The sequence below is a fragment of the Chloroflexota bacterium genome (genome assembly GCA_038040195.1).
Taxonomy (GTDB): Bacteria; Chloroflexota; Limnocylindria; order QHBO01; family QHBO01; genus DASTEQ01.
The window spans coordinates 528656-545212 of sequence record JBBPIR010000001.1 but is presented as its reverse complement, the minus strand read 5'-3'; the positions used below and the strand labels follow the sequence as shown (position 1 = coordinate 545212).

Annotated in this window: 16 protein-coding genes; 2 read left to right on the top strand and 14 right to left on the bottom strand. The window is 69.4% G+C overall.

Features of this window, described 5'->3' with window-relative positions; all coding sequences use genetic code 11:
- Nucleotides 1-17: 17 nt before the first annotated feature.
- From AABM41_02750 to AABM41_02740, 3 genes are read right to left on the bottom strand one after another with little or no spacing between them, the layout of a single operon-like run.
- Nucleotides 18-1235: an inositol-3-phosphate synthase gene (locus AABM41_02750; GenBank protein ID MEK6191226.1), complete on the bottom strand. Its 1218-nt coding sequence runs from the start codon at nucleotides 1233-1235 to the stop codon at nucleotides 18-20.
- Nucleotides 1236-1240: 5 nt separating this feature from the next.
- Nucleotides 1241-1915 (bottom strand): CDP-alcohol phosphatidyltransferase family protein, encoded by a 675-nt coding sequence (locus tag AABM41_02745; protein MEK6191225.1) that lies wholly within the window; start codon nucleotides 1913-1915, stop codon nucleotides 1241-1243.
- A complete protein-coding gene (locus tag AABM41_02740) occupies nucleotides 1905-2270 on the bottom strand; it encodes a metalloregulator ArsR/SmtB family transcription factor (GenBank protein MEK6191224.1) in 366 nt (121 codons plus the stop codon). The genes AABM41_02745 and AABM41_02740 overlap by 11 nt, the downstream gene beginning before the upstream one ends.
- A gap of 130 nt (nucleotides 2271-2400) precedes the next feature.
- On the opposite strand from AABM41_02740, the gene AABM41_02735 reads away from it, so the two are divergent.
- On the top strand, nucleotides 2401-3174 hold the full coding sequence (locus AABM41_02735; protein ID MEK6191223.1) for an ATP-binding cassette domain-containing protein: 774 nt from the start codon (nucleotides 2401-2403) through the stop codon (nucleotides 3172-3174).
- A complete protein-coding gene (locus AABM41_02730) occupies nucleotides 3171-3863 on the top strand; it encodes a hypothetical protein (protein MEK6191222.1) in 693 nt (230 codons plus the stop codon). The genes AABM41_02735 and AABM41_02730 overlap by 4 nt, the downstream gene beginning before the upstream one ends.
- Nucleotides 3864-3873: 10 nt before the next feature.
- Here AABM41_02730 and AABM41_02725 read toward each other — a convergent pair whose 3' ends face one another.
- The 11 genes from AABM41_02725 to AABM41_02675 are packed head-to-tail and all read right to left on the bottom strand — an operon-like array spanning nucleotide 3874 to nucleotide 16548.
- The gene (locus AABM41_02725) at nucleotides 3874-4572 is read right to left on the bottom strand and encodes a hypothetical protein (GenBank protein ID MEK6191221.1); all 699 of its coding nucleotides are present in this window, start codon (nucleotides 4570-4572) and stop codon (nucleotides 3874-3876) included.
- A complete protein-coding gene (locus tag AABM41_02720) occupies nucleotides 4557-6008 on the bottom strand; it encodes an NADH-quinone oxidoreductase subunit N (protein MEK6191220.1) in 1452 nt (483 codons plus the stop codon). The genes AABM41_02725 and AABM41_02720 overlap by 16 nt, the downstream gene beginning before the upstream one ends.
- A 7-nt stretch (nucleotides 6009-6015) precedes the next feature.
- Nucleotides 6016-7542: an NADH-quinone oxidoreductase subunit M gene (locus AABM41_02715; GenBank protein ID MEK6191219.1), complete on the bottom strand. Its 1527-nt coding sequence runs from the start codon at nucleotides 7540-7542 to the stop codon at nucleotides 6016-6018.
- 1 nt (nucleotide 7543) lies between these two features.
- On the bottom strand, nucleotides 7544-9754 hold the full coding sequence (gene nuoL / locus AABM41_02710; GenBank protein ID MEK6191218.1) for an NADH-quinone oxidoreductase subunit L: 2211 nt from the start codon (nucleotides 9752-9754) through the stop codon (nucleotides 7544-7546).
- Nucleotides 9755-9785: 31 nt separating this feature from the next.
- Complete coding sequence (gene nuoK / locus AABM41_02705; protein ID MEK6191217.1) at nucleotides 9786-10094, bottom strand: NADH-quinone oxidoreductase subunit NuoK; 309 nt, start codon at nucleotides 10092-10094, stop codon at nucleotides 9786-9788.
- Between the two features lie 3 nt (nucleotides 10095-10097).
- The gene (locus AABM41_02700) at nucleotides 10098-10640 is read right to left on the bottom strand and encodes an NADH-quinone oxidoreductase subunit J (protein ID MEK6191216.1); all 543 of its coding nucleotides are present in this window, start codon (nucleotides 10638-10640) and stop codon (nucleotides 10098-10100) included.
- Nucleotides 10641-10670: 30 nt separating this feature from the next.
- Entirely contained in the window at nucleotides 10671-11516 is an 846-nt protein-coding gene (locus AABM41_02695) for an MBL fold metallo-hydrolase (GenBank protein ID MEK6191215.1), read from the bottom strand.
- Nucleotides 11513-11917: a PAS domain-containing protein gene (locus AABM41_02690; GenBank protein MEK6191214.1), complete on the bottom strand. Its 405-nt coding sequence runs from the start codon at nucleotides 11915-11917 to the stop codon at nucleotides 11513-11515. The genes AABM41_02695 and AABM41_02690 overlap by 4 nt, the downstream gene beginning before the upstream one ends.
- Nucleotides 11918-11958: 41 nt before the next feature.
- On the bottom strand, nucleotides 11959-14343 hold the full coding sequence (locus AABM41_02685) for an FAD-dependent oxidoreductase (GenBank protein ID MEK6191213.1): 2385 nt from the start codon (nucleotides 14341-14343) through the stop codon (nucleotides 11959-11961).
- A 10-nt stretch (nucleotides 14344-14353) separates the two neighbouring features.
- A complete protein-coding gene (locus AABM41_02680; protein ID MEK6191212.1) occupies nucleotides 14354-15700 on the bottom strand; it encodes an NADH-ubiquinone oxidoreductase-F iron-sulfur binding region domain-containing protein in 1347 nt (448 codons plus the stop codon).
- Nucleotides 15700-16548 carry an NAD(P)H-dependent oxidoreductase subunit E gene (locus AABM41_02675; protein ID MEK6191211.1) on the bottom strand — a complete coding sequence of 283 codons (849 nt, stop codon included), beginning with the start codon at nucleotides 16546-16548 and terminating at the stop codon, nucleotides 15700-15702. The genes AABM41_02680 and AABM41_02675 overlap by 1 nt, the downstream gene beginning before the upstream one ends.
- Nucleotides 16549-16557: the final 9 nt, after the last annotated feature.

Sequence of the window (16557 nt, the reverse complement as noted above, 5' to 3'; positions counted from 1 at the left end):
CGCCCTCAGCCAAACCTTCAGCGCCGGGCGGCGGCTTTGGCGCGAGGCGCCCGCGGGGCATGCCTGGCCCGTACCGGACGCGGCGCCTCGGTGCCGTCCAGGGTCTCGTTGTCCTCGCCTCGGATGAAGGCCTCCACCCGCTCCCGGGCCACGTCGTCGTGGATCTGGATGGGCGGCGACTTCATGAAGTACGAGGACGGCGCGACCAGCGTGCCGGCCAGCCCGCGGTCCAATCCCAGCTTCGCGCAGCGGATGGCATCGGTGATGACGCCGGCGCTGTTCGGCGAGTCCCAGACCTCGAGCTTCAGCTCCAGGTTGAGCGGCACGTCGCCGAAGGTGGTTCCCTCCATCCGGATGTGGCACCACTTGCGGTCCTTCAGCCACGGCACGTAGTCCGACGGCCCGACGTGGACGTTGTCCGGGCCAAGTTCGTAGTCGAGCATCGAGGTCACCGCGTTCGTCTTGCTGATCTTCTTCGACTCCAGCCGCTCGCGCTCGAGCATGTTCAGGAAGTCGGTGTTGCCCCCGAAGTTCAGCTGGTAGGTGCGATCCACCCGCACCCCGCGGTCCATGAACAGCCGGGTCAGGACGCGATGCGTGATCGTGGCACCCACCTGGCTCTTGATGTCGTCACCGATGATCGGCAGGCCGTGCTCGGCAAACCGGCGCTGCCAGTAGGCCTCGCGACCGATGAACACCGGGATGGCGTTGATGAACCCGACGCCCGCCTGAAGCGCCTGCTCGACGTACCACTTGGTGGCGTCCTCGCTGCCCACCGGCAGGTAGGACACGATGACGTCGACCTCCCGCTCGCGGAGGATGCCGACCACGTCGGAGGTTTGGCCGGGCGCCTTCTCGATCACCTGGGACAGGTACTTGCCCAGCCCGTCGAGGGTCATGCCCCGATCCACGGTGACGCCCAGGTGGGGCACCTGCTGGAACACGAACGTGTTGTTGGGCGGCGCGTAGATGGCCTCCGACAGGTCCTTGCCGACCTTGTTCTTGTCAATGTCGAAGGCCGCCACGAACTCGATGTCACGGATGTGGTAGCCGCCGAGGTCGACGTGCATGAGGCCCGGAATCTGGTCCCCGACACGGGCGTTCTCGTAGTAGTGGCGCCCCTGGACCAGGCTCGAGGCGCAGTTGCCCACGCCGACGATGGCGACCCGGACTTTGCCGTCCGGGCGACGCTTCCCGTTCCGCCCGTTCGACGCGATCTTGGTGTTGGTGGCCACGATGTTCAGATCTCCTTGTCTTGACCGATGGGGGCAGGCAGGGCGGCGGAAGCCGCCTGCTGACGAACGTTCCAGATACGCTGGGCGACAGTCGCCCAGGCGAGGATGGCGATGAGACCCATCGCCACGATCAGAGCGATGGAATGGCCGAGCCCGGCCAGCGCCAGGCCCAGGACCAGGATGATCAGCCGCTCGGGTCGGGGCGCCAAGCCGTTGGAGGCGGTGAATCCGGCGGCCTCGGCCCGCGCCCGCGAGTAGCTGACCAGGAACGAACCGCTCAGGGCGAGGGCGGCCAGCATGACCGGCACGAAGGGTTGCGCGGTGCGATCCAGCCAGAAGGCGACGATGCCCAGGTAGACGAGGGCTTCCCCGGTGCGGTCCAGGGTGCTGTCCAGGAACGCCCCGAAGGGCGTGGCGCCGCCCTGGGCTCGGGCCAGGCCGCCGTCGATGGCGTCCAGACTCGCGCCCACGGCCAGGAACACCGCGCCCAGGAGCAGGGATCGCTGCCACACCAGGAGCGAGGCCGCGGCGACCAGGATCAGGCCGGAGACCGTGACCGAGTTGGGGGAGACCCCCGCCGCGGCCAGGACATTCACCACCGGCGCAACGGCCACCCGACCCGCTTCCTTGAGCCGGGCCGAGAGGAGCGCATCGCCCCGGGGCGTTGGGTCAGCGGACACGAAGCACGCCTCCCGCATCCAACCCTTGGGTGGCGGCCACGCGCAGGTCACCTGCCACCAGGCGTTGCTGGGCGGCGGTCAGCGCCGCGAAGGCGGCGGGTCGCAGGGCGCACAGCTTCTCGCGACCGTGGGGCCGCATCTCCACCAGCCCCGCCGTGCGCAGGATCCGCAGGTGCCAGCTGATGAGCGGCTGAGAGAGGCCGAATCGAGCCGACAGCTCATTGACGGGGAGCGGCCCCGACTCGCCCAGGATGGCGCAGATGCGGAGCCGGGTGGGGTCGGCCAGGGCGCGGTACAGGTCGCGCAGCAGGCGGAGGTCGCGGGTGGCGATCGAGTCGGCGGGCTGAAGGGTCATGTGTGTCGCTCGAGTCCCCTTGAAGAGAACAGGTAAGGTGGTCTTTATATAAGGCCGTGCTTATCCTATCCCCCGGAATGGGCAGGTGTCAATACGCCCTTCGCCGATCGCGACGCGGTAGAGTCCGGCCATGCCGACCTCCACGCCGGACGCGCTGTGGTCGTCGCCGGCCGCCGGTCGCCTGCGGCCGGTGGCGGTGGAGGTCGTCGACCTCGCTCGCCGGGTTGGCAACCGGCCGATCCTGGACGGGGTCGAGCTGGCGGTACCGGTCGGGGCACGTGTCCTGCTGGCCGGGATCGACCCCGAGGCTCCTTCGCTCCTGTTGCGGATCATGGCCGGCCTGGCGCGCGCGGATCGGGGAACGGTGACCCTGGCCGGGCTCCAGCGCGAGACGGCCATTCCCGAGGGCTGGGTGCGGCGGATCGGGTTCGTTGGATCGGATCCAGGCATTCCGCGATGGATGACGGCAGCCGAAAGCCTTGACCTGGCCGCGCGCCTGTCCGGAATCGACGGAGCGGAACGACAGCGCGAGATCGAAGAATCCCTCCAGGCGTTCCGGCTGGGCGCCATCCGCGACCGTCCGCTGCAGCATGCCGGGCGCATCATTCTCGAACGGACGGCGCTGGCAGCCGCCCTCCTCCCCGACCCCGAAGTCCTCCTCCTGGATGAGCCGCTGCGCGCCCATGCTGCGCCCGATCGACTGCGGCTGCTCCGCATCCCGGGCGAGCGCCGAACCGTGCTCATCGCCAGTCGCTACCCGGCCCAGCAGGGCGGTGTTGTCGACCGGGTGGTCCTCATCCGCGACGGACGCGTCGCGCTTCACGCGCCGATTGGCGAGCTGGACGCCCAACGTCTGCCCCTCTCGTTGCGCGGCCTGACCGCAATGGCCGACCTGGTCCCATGATCCTCACCGTCCACGTCGCACGTCAGCTGTGGATTCAGCTCCGGCTGCTGGGCCTGCTGGTCCTTCCGGCCATCGCGGCCGTGGTGGCGGTCGTCGTCGACGGCCAGTTCGGTTCGGAGGCCGGTCGCCTGGCGCTGGCGGTTGGCTTCGGGGTGGCCGCCGTCCTGAGCGCCGCCCTGGTGGGCACAGGCTTCAGCGAGGAAATCGGCTCGGGCGCCGCAGCGTGGCTGGTGGTCCGGGCCGTGCCCCGGACCGCGCTCATCAGGGCTTGGCTGGCGCTTCCGGCGCTGGCCGTGCTGGTGGCCTTCGTACTGGCCGGGATCCTGGCCGCCCTCGCCCTGCCGCCTCCGTTGGAAGGGGCGCCGGGTCCAGTCGCGGTGGCGGTGACGGTGGTCGCCGCCGCCGCTCCGGCGCTGCCACTGTCGGCGGCTGCGCTGGCCATCGCCGTCGACGCTTCGAGCCGGGTGACGCTCGTGGCGGTCGTCGGGGGAGCCGCGATATTAGCCCTGCCGCTCGTCCTCTTGGGTGAGACGGCCGTCCATCCCGCAAGCGGCTACTGGCTGGTGGCCGGGATGGTCCCCGCCGATCGGCCGATCACGGTGGGCCTCCAGGCCATCGGCCTGTGCCTGACGCTGGCCGCCTTGGCCTGGGCCGTCGCCGCCTTGCGGTTCCGGCGGCGCGACCTCTGACGGGTCGAGATCAGGGCTGGATGGGCAGTGCGACCACGATCAACTCGCCCCAGTTGCGGTTGAAGCCCTGGGAGGTCTGGAGCGTCAGCCGTTCGTGGTCGGTGGCCGCCGTCCAGCGGCCTCCCTCCTCGCACCCGGGGCCCGCATAGAGGAGGTCCAACGGCGGGCTCGGCATTGGCTCGGCGTCCGGGTCGGGGCAGGACACGTTGGCGTGGACCTCGGTCACGCGGTAGCGGAGGACCTGGCCGTCGGACATCAGGATGCGCACCTCGGCGCCAAGCTCGACGTTCCACAGGCCGATGAACAGCGGCCGCAGGGCGTGCGCCACGATGTACGAGTTCGTTCCGCGGCCCGGGTCCGAGGTCTGGGCGAGGAGGAAGGCGCAGCACTCGCCGAGCGGCTGGCCTGGCGCGAGCCGCTGGACAGCCACATTGACGCCCACCGATTCGACCTGGATCTGGGTCGCCACCCAGTCGCTGGGGATCGGCGTGGCTTCGGGGGTGGCCTCGGGCGTGCCATCCGTCGAGGGTTCGGCCCCGGGCGATTGGGTCCGGGCCACCAGGCTGGGGGTCGGGATGGGCGCCAGGCTGGGGCGGGCGCCCTCGTCCAGGGGCAGTTGGCCGGACAGGATCAGGACCACCCCCAGCAGGGCGAGGGTCAGCGGGAGGGCCAGCCCCCGGGGACGGCGGGTGGTCAAGCCGGCAGCCACCCGAGCAGGATGCCGGGGAAGATGCCGAGCAGGAGCACGCCGGCCACGCTGAGTCCCAGCGCCAGGCGGCCGACCCCGGAGCGCTCCACATCCGCCGGCTCAGCCTCCGGGTCACGCATGTACATGTAGACCACCACCCGCAGGTAGTAGAACGCGGCCAGGGCGGCATTCAGGGCGATGGCCACCGCCAGCCAGGCCAGGCCCGCGTCGACCGACGTCAGCAGGACGTACAGCTTGGCAAAGAACCCGACCGTGGGCGGGATGCCCGTCAGCGACAGGAGCAGGACGGTCATGGCTGCGGCCAGGGCCGGCTGACGCCCGGCCAGGCCCGCGAATGAGCCCAATCCGCCGTATCGGCGCACGTCGCGCTGCAGCATGCCGACCACCGCGAAAGCCGCGATGTTCATCACCGAGTAGCCGACCAGGTAGAACACGACCGCCTCGATGGCCTCGGTGGCAACCTTTGGATCTGTGGCTGCTGCAAACGCCGCCAGCCCGGCCAGGATGTAGCCGGTATGGGCGATCGAGGAGTAGGCCAGCATCCGCTTGACGTTGGTCTGGGTCAGGGCCACCACGTTGCCAAACGTCATGGTCACCACCGCCAGCACGACGAACACGTCCAGCCAGTCGGTGCGCAACGGGCCGAGCGCTTCCCCGAAGAGGCGCAGCAGCAGGGCAAAGGCCCCCAGCTTGGGGCCTACTGACAGGAACCCGGTGATGGGCGTCGGGGCGCCCTGGTAGGCGTCCGGAGTCCAGAAGTGGAACGGCACCGCCGCCGCCTTGAAGGTCGCCCCCACGGTCAGGAAGCCGATCGCCACCAGCACCGCCCCGTTCATCAAGCCGCCCGAGAACACCTCGGCGATCTCGGTGAACACGGTCGAGCCGGTCAGGCCGTAGGTCCAGGCGATGCCGAACAGGAGGATGGCGCTCGCAAATGACCCGAGCAGGAAGTACTTCAGCCCGCCCTCGTTGCTGAACCGATCGGTCTTGTGGAAGGCGGCCAGCAGGTAGGCTGGCATGACCATCAGCTCGAGGCCGAGGAACAGGGTGATGAGATCCGCGCTGCTGGCCAGGACGAAGATGCCCAGGGTCGAGAACAGCAGGATGGCGTTGAACTCGCCCAACGGCAGGCGGCGGACGACCAGGTAGCCCGGCGCGAACAGGGTCGTCAACACGCCGATACCGACCGCCGCCAGCTTCAGCACCAGCGCCAGCCGGTCCACGGTATAGACCCCTCCCGCCAACGCCCCGCTGGGCGGGGTGGTCCAGACCGCGCCGATGGCCAGCGCGGTGGCCGCCAGGCCGGCCACGGTCAGCGGGGTCAGCAGCCACTTGCGCTCCCGGGGAAGGAACAGGTCGACGGTGATGATCACCAGGACCGAGATGGCCAGGGCCACCTCGGGCAGGAGCGCGTACAGCGCCGCGGGGTCGTTCATACCGGTCTCACCACGGCCAGGCGACCAGGTTGAGCCCCGCGGCGCCCTGGACCGCGTCGAGGATGCGCTGCACCGGCCCGGCGGTGGCCTCCAGGACGGGGGCCGGGAACACCCCCAGTGCCACCACCAGGACCACCAGTGGGGCCAGCGACAGCCACTCGACCCGGGTCAGGTCATGCAGGCCGCCCCAGGCCCGGCGCATCCAGTCCGACGGCACGGCAAAGAAGGCGCGCTGGAACATCCACAGCATGTAGACCGCGCTGGCTATCACGACCAGCATGGCCCAGGCCCCCACCCAGGCCGAGTACTGGAAAGCGCCGAGCATGACCAGGAACTCGCCCACGAACCCCGACAAGCCTGGTAAGCCGATGCTCGCGAAGGTGAACAGCCCGAACAGGGCGGCGTAGGCCGGCAGGCGGGCGTTCAGACCGCCCATGTGGCTGATCAGCCGGTCGTGGGTGCGTTCATAGATGACGCCCACCAAGAGGAACAGGGCGCCGGTCGTGATCCCGTGGCTGACCATCTGGAAGATCGCGCCCTGCAGGCCCTGGGTGTTGAAGACGAACGCCCCCAGCATCACGAAGCCCATGTGCGACACGCTCGAGTAGGCGATCAGCTTCTTCAGATCGGGCTGGACCATGGCCACCAGCGCGCCATACATGATGGCGATCAAGGCCAGGCCGATCATGAGCGGCGCGAAGGACTGGGCCGCGTCGGGCAGCAGCGGCAGGCTGAATCGCAGGAACCCGTAGCCGCCCAGCTTGAGCAGGACCCCGGCCAGGATGATGGAGCCCGCGGTCGGGGCCTCCACGTGAGCATCGGGCAGCCAGGTGTGGAACGGCCACATCGGTACCTTGATGGCAAAGGCCAGCCCGAACGCGATGAATGCGCCAGCCTGGAGCAGATCGGGGAAGGGGACGCCGCGCAGGGCCTCGTAGCTGAACGTGAACGTCCCGCCCGGGAGGTTGGCGTTGGCGATGACCACGGCCAGGATGGCGACCAGCATGAGGAGCGAGCCGACCAGCGTGTAGATGACGAACTTCAGCGTGGCGTAAATGCGCTGCGGCCCACCCCAGATCCCGATCACCAGGTACATCGGGATCAGGCTCAGCTCCCAAAAAACGTAGAACACGAACAGGTCGAGCGCCACGAAGACGCCGAGCATGCCGGCCATCAGGAGCAGCATCGCGGCGTAGTACTCCTTGACCCGCATCTGGATCGGCCCCCAGGAGTACAGGATGCTGACCACGCTCAGGACCGTGGTGAGCAGCACCAGCACTGCGCTCATGCCGTCCACCCCCAGCTGGTAGCGGATCCCGAATGCGCTGATCCAGGGAAGGTCCTCGCGGAACTGGAACTCCGCCCCGGCGGGGTCGTAGCCCACCAGGAATAGGCTGAAGCCCAGGCTTCCCATGGCCGCCAGCAGGGCCACCCAGCGGATGAGCCGATGGTTGGTGCCCGGCACGAACAGCAGGGCCGCCACGCCGAGCAGCGGCGTGAAGACGATCAGCGACAGCACCGGCAGGCCGCTCATGTCAGCGCACCACCGTGGCATAGACCAGCAGGACGATGACCAACCCGGCCGCGATCCCCAATCCGTAGTTCTGGACCCGCCCGGTCTGGGACCTGCGCAACCCGCCGCCCAGGCGCTGGGCCAACCAGCCGACGCCGTTCACCGCCCCGTCGATGACCTTCACGTCGAACCACCACAGGGCATTTGAAAGCACCACGCCGCCGCGAGCGAAGATGAGCTGGTACAGGTCGTCGAAGTAGTACTTGTTCAGGCTGGCCCGGTACATGCCCGGCCCCAGCCCGAACGGGAAGCGCTCCACAAAACGCGCGGGCGCCTCGGGATCCTGGATGTACCAGCGCCGGGCGAGCAGGATGCCGGCCAGGCCGACCGACGCCCCGGCCAGCAGCAGCAGCCCGCCAAGGCCGAACAGCTCGAAGCCGTGCGCCTCCCCGTGCTCCATGGCCTCCGCCAGGATCGAGCCGGGCTGGATACCGGCCCCGAGCCCCTCAGCACTGGCGAAGACCTCCTCCAGCCACAGATGGATCGTGCCGCCCTCGGGCGGAATGCCCAGCAGGAGCCCGGCCAGCGCGGTAGGGACGGCCAGGATGACGAGCGGCGCGACCATCGTCCGCGCGCTCTCGTGGACGTGCTTCCAGGCGGCCGCCGGCCCGCGCCACGAGCCGTGGAAGGTCATGAAGATCATCCGGAAGGTGTAGAACGCGGTCAGGAACGCGACCCCGATGCCCACCGCCCAGTAGATCGGGTAGCCGCGGGCGAAGGCCTCCGACAGGATCTCGTCCTTGCTGAAGAACCCCGCGAAGATCGGGATCCCGGCCAGCGCCAGGGCCCCCACGAGCATGGTCCCGTACGTCCAGCGCATGCGTTCCCGGAGGCCGCCCATGAAGCGCATGTCCTGCTCCCCGCCGGCCCCGTGGATGACCGATCCGGAAGCCATGAACAGCAGGCCCTTGAAGAAGCCGTGGGTCAGCAGGTGGAAGATGGCCGCCGCCCAGGCCCCGATCCCCAGCCCGAAGAACATGTACGCCAGCTGGCTGACGGTCGAGTAGGCCAGCACCTTCTTGATGTCGTTCTGGGTGACCGCAATGGCCGCCGCCAGGACGGCGGTGAACACCCCGATCGCGACCACCACGCCCATTGCCTCCGGCGAGTGGGCAAAGATCGGGTTGGCGCGGGCGACCAGGTACACCCCGGCGTTGACCATGGTCGCGGCGTGGATGAGGGCGCTGACCGGGGTGGGGCCCTCCATCGCGTCCGGGAGCCAGACGTGCAGCGGGAACTGGGCGCTCTTGCCCACTGCCCCTGCGAACAGGAGCAGGGCGATGAGGGTGATCTGCCAGCCCTCGAGGCCGCCGATCCCCGCGAACACCTCGTCGAACGTCAGCGTGCCGAGCAGGGTCCAGATCAGGATCACGCCCAGCCCGAAACCGAAGTCGCCGACCCGGTTGACGATGAACGCCTTCTTGGCGGCTCCTGCCGCGGACGGCTTCTTGTACCAGTAGCCGATGAGGAGGTACGAGCACAGGCCGACCGCCTCCCAGCCCACGTACAGGAGCAGGAAGTTGTCGGCCAGGATCAGCAGCAGCATGCTGAACATGAACAGGTTCAGGTAGGCGAAGAAGCGCCAGACGCTGCGGTCGCCGTCCATGTAGCCGATGGAATAGACGTGGACCAGCAGGCCCACCGTGCTGACCACCAGCAGCAGGACCGCGGTCAGCGCGTCCACGAAGAACGTGATCTCGATCCGGAAATCACCCGACACGATCCACTCGTAGACGGTGACCCGGTACTCGGCGCCTCCGAAGATGACCGCGCCGAAGATGGCCATTGACGCGGCCCAGGCCACGGCCACCAATGCGACCGGGACCCACCACGAGCGGTAGACCGGCCGCGGCCCGCCGGGCGTCACGTGACCGGGCTGCCCGCGCCCGTCGTTCAGCTCGTCGGGGATGATCCCATCGGCCCCGTTGGCGTTGGCCAGGTCGTCGGCGTGGCCCCGGTGGGGCGAGGTCTCGCGCTGCTCCTCCTCGGTCGGGACGCCGCGGTACCCGGACTCGTCGACCGCCTCGGCGTGGGAGGCGTGCGCGTCGCCGCCCGTGTCGTGACCGGCCCCGGCGCCGTGCTCGTCATCGTGCTCGGCGTGCTCCGGAATGCGGTCGAAGCGCGGCCCAACCAGCACCGCGAACAGGAAGCCGGCCAGCGGCAGGGCCGGGATCAGGGCGACGAGCGACTGCAGGTCCAGCGCGTTACTCCTTCAGATCGGCGTAGTCGTCGACCTCGGCGGTCTGACGGGTGCGGATGATCGCGATGACCAGGGCCAGGCCGACCGTCGCCTCGGCTGCCGCGACGGCCATCACGAGCAGCGAGAAGACGGCGCCCGCGTCATCGGTGGCGTAATAATCGAACGCGTTGAAGGCCACCAGGGCCAGGTTGACCGCGTTCAACATGAGCTCGATGCAGATCAGCATCATGATCGCGTTGCGTCGGGCCAGGAAGCCGAAGGCCCCGATCCCGAACAGGGCGAGTGACAGGAACAGGTAGCCGTTGAGGCCCATCGGTCAGTTCATCCGCTCGTCTTCTTCGGGCCGTCGGGCGAGGTAGATGGCGCCGATGATGGCGGCCAGCAACAGGAAGCCCACGATCTCGAACGGCAGCGCGTAGTCGTTGAAGAGGGCGGCGGCCAGGGCGTCGAGCTCGACCGGGATGATCACGCTGGGGTTGGGCCAGTCGGTCTGGAGCAGGGCCCAACCGACGAGGGCCACGATCCCGATGGCGACCAGGGCCGCGAACGGCGCCTGGCGCTGGAAAGGTGCCGGCAGGTTGGCGTCGCCGGCCTGGGTCAGCATGATCGCGAACAGGATCAGGACGCTGATGGCCCCCAGGTAGATGAGGACCTGGGCGGCGGCCACGATGGGCGCGCCGAGCAGGGCGTACGTGCCCGCCAGGGCTCCGAAAGAGACCATCATGGCCACCGCGGAATGGATCACGTTCCGCAGCAGGACGGCCGCCAGGCCGCCGCCGAGGACGCCGGCGGCGAGCACCACGAAGAGGACGGTCGAGATGTCCAGAGTCGAGGCTCCCGTTCGAGACCGAGCGCTCACACGGCCTCGCTCGAGAGGCCGTGACCGATTCTACGGCAAGAGCTGATCGCCCTCGCGCCCGGCGGTCACCTGCAGGCCGTTGGCGGTGGACGCGGCCAGGTCCGCGGCCGCCATGGCCAGGACGTCCATCTGATCGTCGGTTCGTGCCGGATCGTGGTGGAACAGGACCAGCTTGCCGACCTGGGCGCGGCGCGCGAAGGCAATGGCCTCGCCGACCGATGAGTGGCCCCAGCCCAGCCGCTCGGCACGCTCTTCGTTCGTGTATTGGGCGTCGTGGATGAGCACGTCCGCCCCGCGCGCCAGGCGCAGCCCGCTCACCCAGGATGTGTTGCCATCTCCGTTCCCCGTCCCGAGCGCCGGCTCGTGGTCGCTCAGGTAGGCCAGGGAACGGCCGTTCTCGCTGACCCGAAAGCCGAGGGTCGCGCCGGGATGGATGACCTCATCGGCCAGGATGGTGAATGGACCGATCCGGAACGGCTCCTGTGGAGCATCGTGAAAGTCGAAGTTGGCACGCAGGTCGCGCAAGCGGATGGGGAACAGGGGCGGGGAGAGGTAGCGCGTCAGGCGGGCGCGCAGATGGAGCGTCGGCGAGGGCGGACCCCAGATGTGGATCTCGCAGCCGGGGCGAAAGATCGGGGCAAAGAAGCCCAGGCCCTGGATGTGGTCCATGTGGAGGTGGGTCAGCAGGATGTCGATCCGCCCCGCCTCCATCGCGACCTCAGCGCCCAGGCGCTGGATGCCGGTCCCCGCGTCGAGGACGAGCAGCGTCCCATCGTCGCCGCGCACCTCCACGCAGGCCGTGTTGCCGCCATAGCGCGCGGTCTGGGGGCCGGCGGCCGCCACCGACCCGCGGGTGCCCCACAGACGGACGATCACGCCTTGGGGGACTCCCAGAACATCGTCACCGAGCCCATGATGTCGCCGTGGCCGCCGGTCAGCGGGAAGGCGGTGACGCCGATCCGGCGCGCGACCCCATCCCCGCCCGTGATCTCGATCGTGGCATGGGCCGGTTCCCCCTTTCGCAGCGCGATGATCGGGGGCAGCGCCTCGGGCGGCAGCGGATTGCCCGATAGATCCCGGGGCCGGAAGGACGTGGTCCAGGTCTCGAACGGCATCTGGTCAACGTCGTCGGCCCGCACGCCGAGGGTCGGCTCGGCCGCCTCGTTGAAAAAGACGAGATCCCCCTCGCCGTCGATGACCCACATCGGAATGGACAGGTGCTCCGACAGCTGGCGGAGCAGGATCATCTCGATCGGCTGCTGGGGAAGATCGGTCATTCCGCCCGAGGATACCGCCCAGCGCCGGCCCGGGCTCGGATCTAGCGGGTGGGGCGCTCCCGGTCGGACATCTCGAGGATGTCGAGCATGGGCAGGTCGCGCTGGTACTCGCTGAACTCAAACTCCGGGCCGCAGCGGAGCGCGTCGTAGGGGCAGGCGTCGGCGCAGATGCCGCAGAAGATGCAGCGGCTCACGTCGAGCTGGTACGTCTCCAGGATCCGCGGCCGCGGCATGAGCGCCCCCACCGGGCACGTCTCCGCGCACCGCCCGCATGACACGCACGGCGTTTCGTTCAACGAGACGTAATCGGCGGTCGTAACCAGCGAGTCGAAGCCCTTTCCGATGAAGTCGTAGCACCCGGCGCCCACGATGTCCTTGCACACCTGGGCGCATCGGCCGCAATCGATGCAGCGCGAGTAATCGCGCAGGATGAACGAGTGGGTCTCGTCCCGGCCGTAGCCGTGGTTGATGCCGACATACGGGTTGTCCTGGATCGACCGCTCGTCGATCGTCATGTTCAGGGTGGTCTCGTACTCGATGGCCGCCTCGCGCAGGTCGCAGTGGCCAATCGCCTCGCACGTGCACTGCAGGCAGCGGGCGGCCTCGCCCATGGCCTGGTCGTGGGTGTAGCCGTGCTCGTACTCTTCGAAGTTCGTGCGCCGTTCCTCAGCGCCCAGCTTGCCCATCACCGCCTGGGGCTCCTTCACGTCGTCGGTGAAGGGCACGATGGTCAGGAACGAGGGCTGCGGCTCGGACACCATGCGCCGCACCTGCGGGTCGTCCAGGTCGTGGCCGCGGAGCCAGTAGTCCATGGCATACGACGCCCGCCGACCGTCGCCGATGGCCTCCACCACGGTGGTGGCCCCCAGGTTCACGTCGCCGGCGGCGAAGATCTTGGGGATGCCTGTGCGGAACGTGTTCGCATCGGCCACCAGACGCCCCTGGCGGCTGACCTCCAGCCCGGAGCGGATCTCATCGGGCTCGGAGTCGATCCACGCCAGCTCCGGCCCCTGGCCGATGGCACCCAGGACCGTGTCGCACTCGATGATGAATTCGGTGCCGGGCATGGGCTCCGGCCGGCGCCGGCCCTTCTCATCGGCCTCGCCCAGGTGCATCTTCTGGAACTCGACCCCGGTCACCTTGCCCTTGGCATCGGTCACGATGCGGACCGGCGCGGCCTGGAAGGTGACCTTGGCGCCTTCCTCGGCGGCCTCGTGGACCTCGTCCTGCGCTGGCATGTCCTTCAGGTCACGGCGGTACACCAGGTTGACCTCGGCTGCGCCCTGGCGGAGGGAGGTCCGGGTGCAGTCGATGGCCGTGAAGCCGCCGCCGATGACCACCACGCTGGCCCCCTTCAGGGCGGGAACCGGGATGCCGCGGGTGCTGTTGTACAGGTTCTCCAGCGCGTTGACGGTCCCGTCGGCGTCCTCGCCGGGAATCCCCATCTCGTTGGGCTTGTAGCAGCCGATGCCCACGAAGATGGCGTCGTAGCCCTGCTCCACCAGATCGGCCAGGTGGAAGTCGCGGCCCAGGCGCATGTTCGGCTTGAAGGTGGCGCCCAGCTCCCAGACGTGGTTCAGCTCGCGGTCCATCCAGCCGTTGGGCAGGCGGTACTCGGGAATCCCGTAGCGGAGCATTCCCCCCTGCTCGGGATCGGCCTCGAACACGTCGCAGTGATGCCCGCGCAGCTGGAGGTAGTAGGCCACCGTCATGCCGGCGGGCCCTGAACCGACGATCGCCACCCGGCGCCCGGTGTCCGATTCCTTGGGCCACGGCAGCGGGGCCGGCGCGTCCACCTCCAGGACCCGGTCGGCGCAGTACCGATGCGAGTCGCGGATGGCGATGGCGGTGTCCACCTCTTCGCGCCGGCAGTGGGTCTCGCAGGGGGCGGGGCACACCCGACCCAGGATGGCCGGGAAGGGGAGCGAGCGCTTCAGGATGCGGGTCGCCTCTTCCCAGTTGCCCTCCGCGTTGGCTTTCAGGTAGCCGGGGATGTCGACCCGGGTGGGGCACTTGAACTGGCAGGGCGGCAGGCAGTACGCGTCGTGGTCCGAGAAGATCAGCTCCAGCACCAGGCGGCGGTTCTCGATGACCCGCTCCGAGTGGGTGGTTATGACCATCCCCTCGGCGAGGTCGGTCCCGCACGAGATGGGCGTGTTGTCCTGGCCGTCCACCTCGACCACGCAGATCCGGCAGGCACCGTACGGGGACAGCTTGGGCTCGTAGCACAGGGTGGGGATCTCGAGCCCAAGCACCCGACAGGCCTGGAGGATGGTCTGGCCCTCCTCGGCCTGGACCTGGCGGCCATTGATCGTGACCGTAATCTTGCGCGTGCCGGGCACCACCGGCCAGATGGGGGCGTAGTCCTCGAAGGGCCCCACCATGCTGCTGTTGCCTTTCCCGTTGCCGTTGCCTGCGAAGGTCATCGGTCCAATCCTATGACGCCAGCGGCGCCAGCAACGGGGAGACCGGGTCCGTCTTGCACGAGCCCGCCAGGCAAACGCCCCGCTCGGCGTGGGCGCGGTACTCGTCCTCGAAGCGATCCAGGGTGGTGAGCATGGGTTTGGGGGCGAGCGATTCGAGGCGGCACAGGGCGGTGTCGGCGATCTTGGCCGACAGCTCGCGCAGCAGGACCAGGTCGTTGGGGCGCGGGGTGGCGGCCAGGATGCGGTCCAGGATCTCAACCAGCCGCAACGGACCGATCCGGCACGGGACGGCCTTTCCGCATGCCTCGCGCGCGGAGTAGTCCAGCAGGAAGCGGGCGGTGGCCACCATGCAGGTGGCGGCGTCGGTGACCAGGACCGATCCCGAACCGATGTGAGCGCCGGCGGCGCCCAGCGCGCCGTATTCGTAGCCCGTGTCAGACAGTTCGTTGGCAGCCAGCGCGCCGGCACCCGGTCCACCCACGAACGCGGCTTTCACGGTCCCGGTCGACCCGCCGGCCAGCTTGACGATGTCGGCGACCACGGTGCCCATCGCGACCTCCGCCAGACCCGGGTTGCGCACCGCGCCGGCGATGGTGACCAGCTTGGTGCCCGGCGCCTCCTCGGGCCCGACCTTGGCAAAGTCGCCTGCCGAGTGGCCCAGGATCCAGGCCACGTGGGCCAGGGTCTCGCCGTTGTGGACCAGCGTCGGGACGCCCCACAGCCCGCGCGCGGCAGGATACGGGGGGCGGATGAGCGGCATGCCGCGGTCGCCCTGGAGGGCGTGGATGAGGGCCGTCTCCTCCCCCGCCACGTAGGCGCCGGAGCCTTCCCACACCGACACCTGGACCGATACGTCGGTGCCCAGGATGAGGTAGCCCGCCAGGTGGGCGGCCTCGGCATCCGCCGCCGCCTTGCGGAGGCGCTCGATGCCCGCGGTCCAGTCGCGCCGCACGGCCAGAATGGCCTCCGAGGCCCCCACCGCGGCGGCGGCGATGAGCAGCCCCTCCAGGACGAGGTGGGGGTTGCCCTCGGCCAGCGCCCGATCCCCCAGCGATGTCGGGTCGGCGCCCATCAGGTTGGCGACCGCGATCTTCCGCTCACCGGGGGCGGAACGGGTGGCGCGCCACTTGTCGGCCACCGGGAACCCAGCGCCCCCTCGGCCGCGGAGGCGGGACGCGAAGATCTCGGTGATGACCTCGTCGGGGGAGAGCTTGGTGATGGCGCGGGTCAGGCCGCGGTAGCCACCGGCCTTGCGGTACGCAGCCAGCGACTCGGGGTCCAGCTTCCCGATCCCGGCCAGCAGGCGGTGCTCCCCGCCGGGGAGGATCCGGATCTGCGGGGAGAGGCCGGCCGCCATCAGGCGCTCGCCCCGGCGCCGAGCTTCTCGGCGCGGGACTTCTCCGCCCGCCGGGCGTAGATCAGGTGGCGTGCCTCGTCGACGTTGAGCGGCCCGTATACCAGGGTGTCGATCCGCACCGCCGGCGCAATCGCGCCCGCTCCCACGCTCGCATCGGTCTCCAGGGTGAATGCGCCGTCATCGGTCGTCTCCCCGGCCCGTACCCCCAGCTCCTCCTCCAGGGCCGCCAGGAGCTTGTCGCCTCCGGCGAAGCGGCACGCGGCGCAGTCGCACACCGTGACCAGGTGCCCCTCGGTCGGCAGCAGCCGGAAGCCGCCCAGCCCGGCAGCCCCGAAGACCTGGGCCCAGTGGATCGTCATCCTGTCGCTGATCCGGCGCAACGCGGGCTCGGGCAGGTACCCGTATCGGGTCTGGACCGCGACGAAGATGGCCACCAGCGACTCCGGACGCCCGCCAAATCCATCTACGACCTGGTCGACCCAGGCGTCATCTACCGCTTCCTCCCAGCGCGCCGCGTTGCGCATCGGTCTGGATGGAAGGCCGGCCCGTCGGAAGGCGTTGGGGTCCCGGCGCTCGTCGTAGATCTCGGGCAGCCCGTATCGGATCTTGTTGCCCTGCGAGTCGAAGCCGCTCATGTCAATGGCTTCCACCGGGCACACCATGGCGCACTGGAAGCAGACCTCGCACTTGTGCTCCCCGAACGGGTCGTAGATCAGGTCCAGCCGACCCCGCCAACGCTCCGCCATGGCGGGGCGCACCTCGGGGTACTGCTGCGTCACCTTGGGGCGGAAGAGGTTGCGCAGGGTGACGCCCATGCCGGTGAGCAGGCCGGAGCCGGGGATCGCCATGTGTCAGGC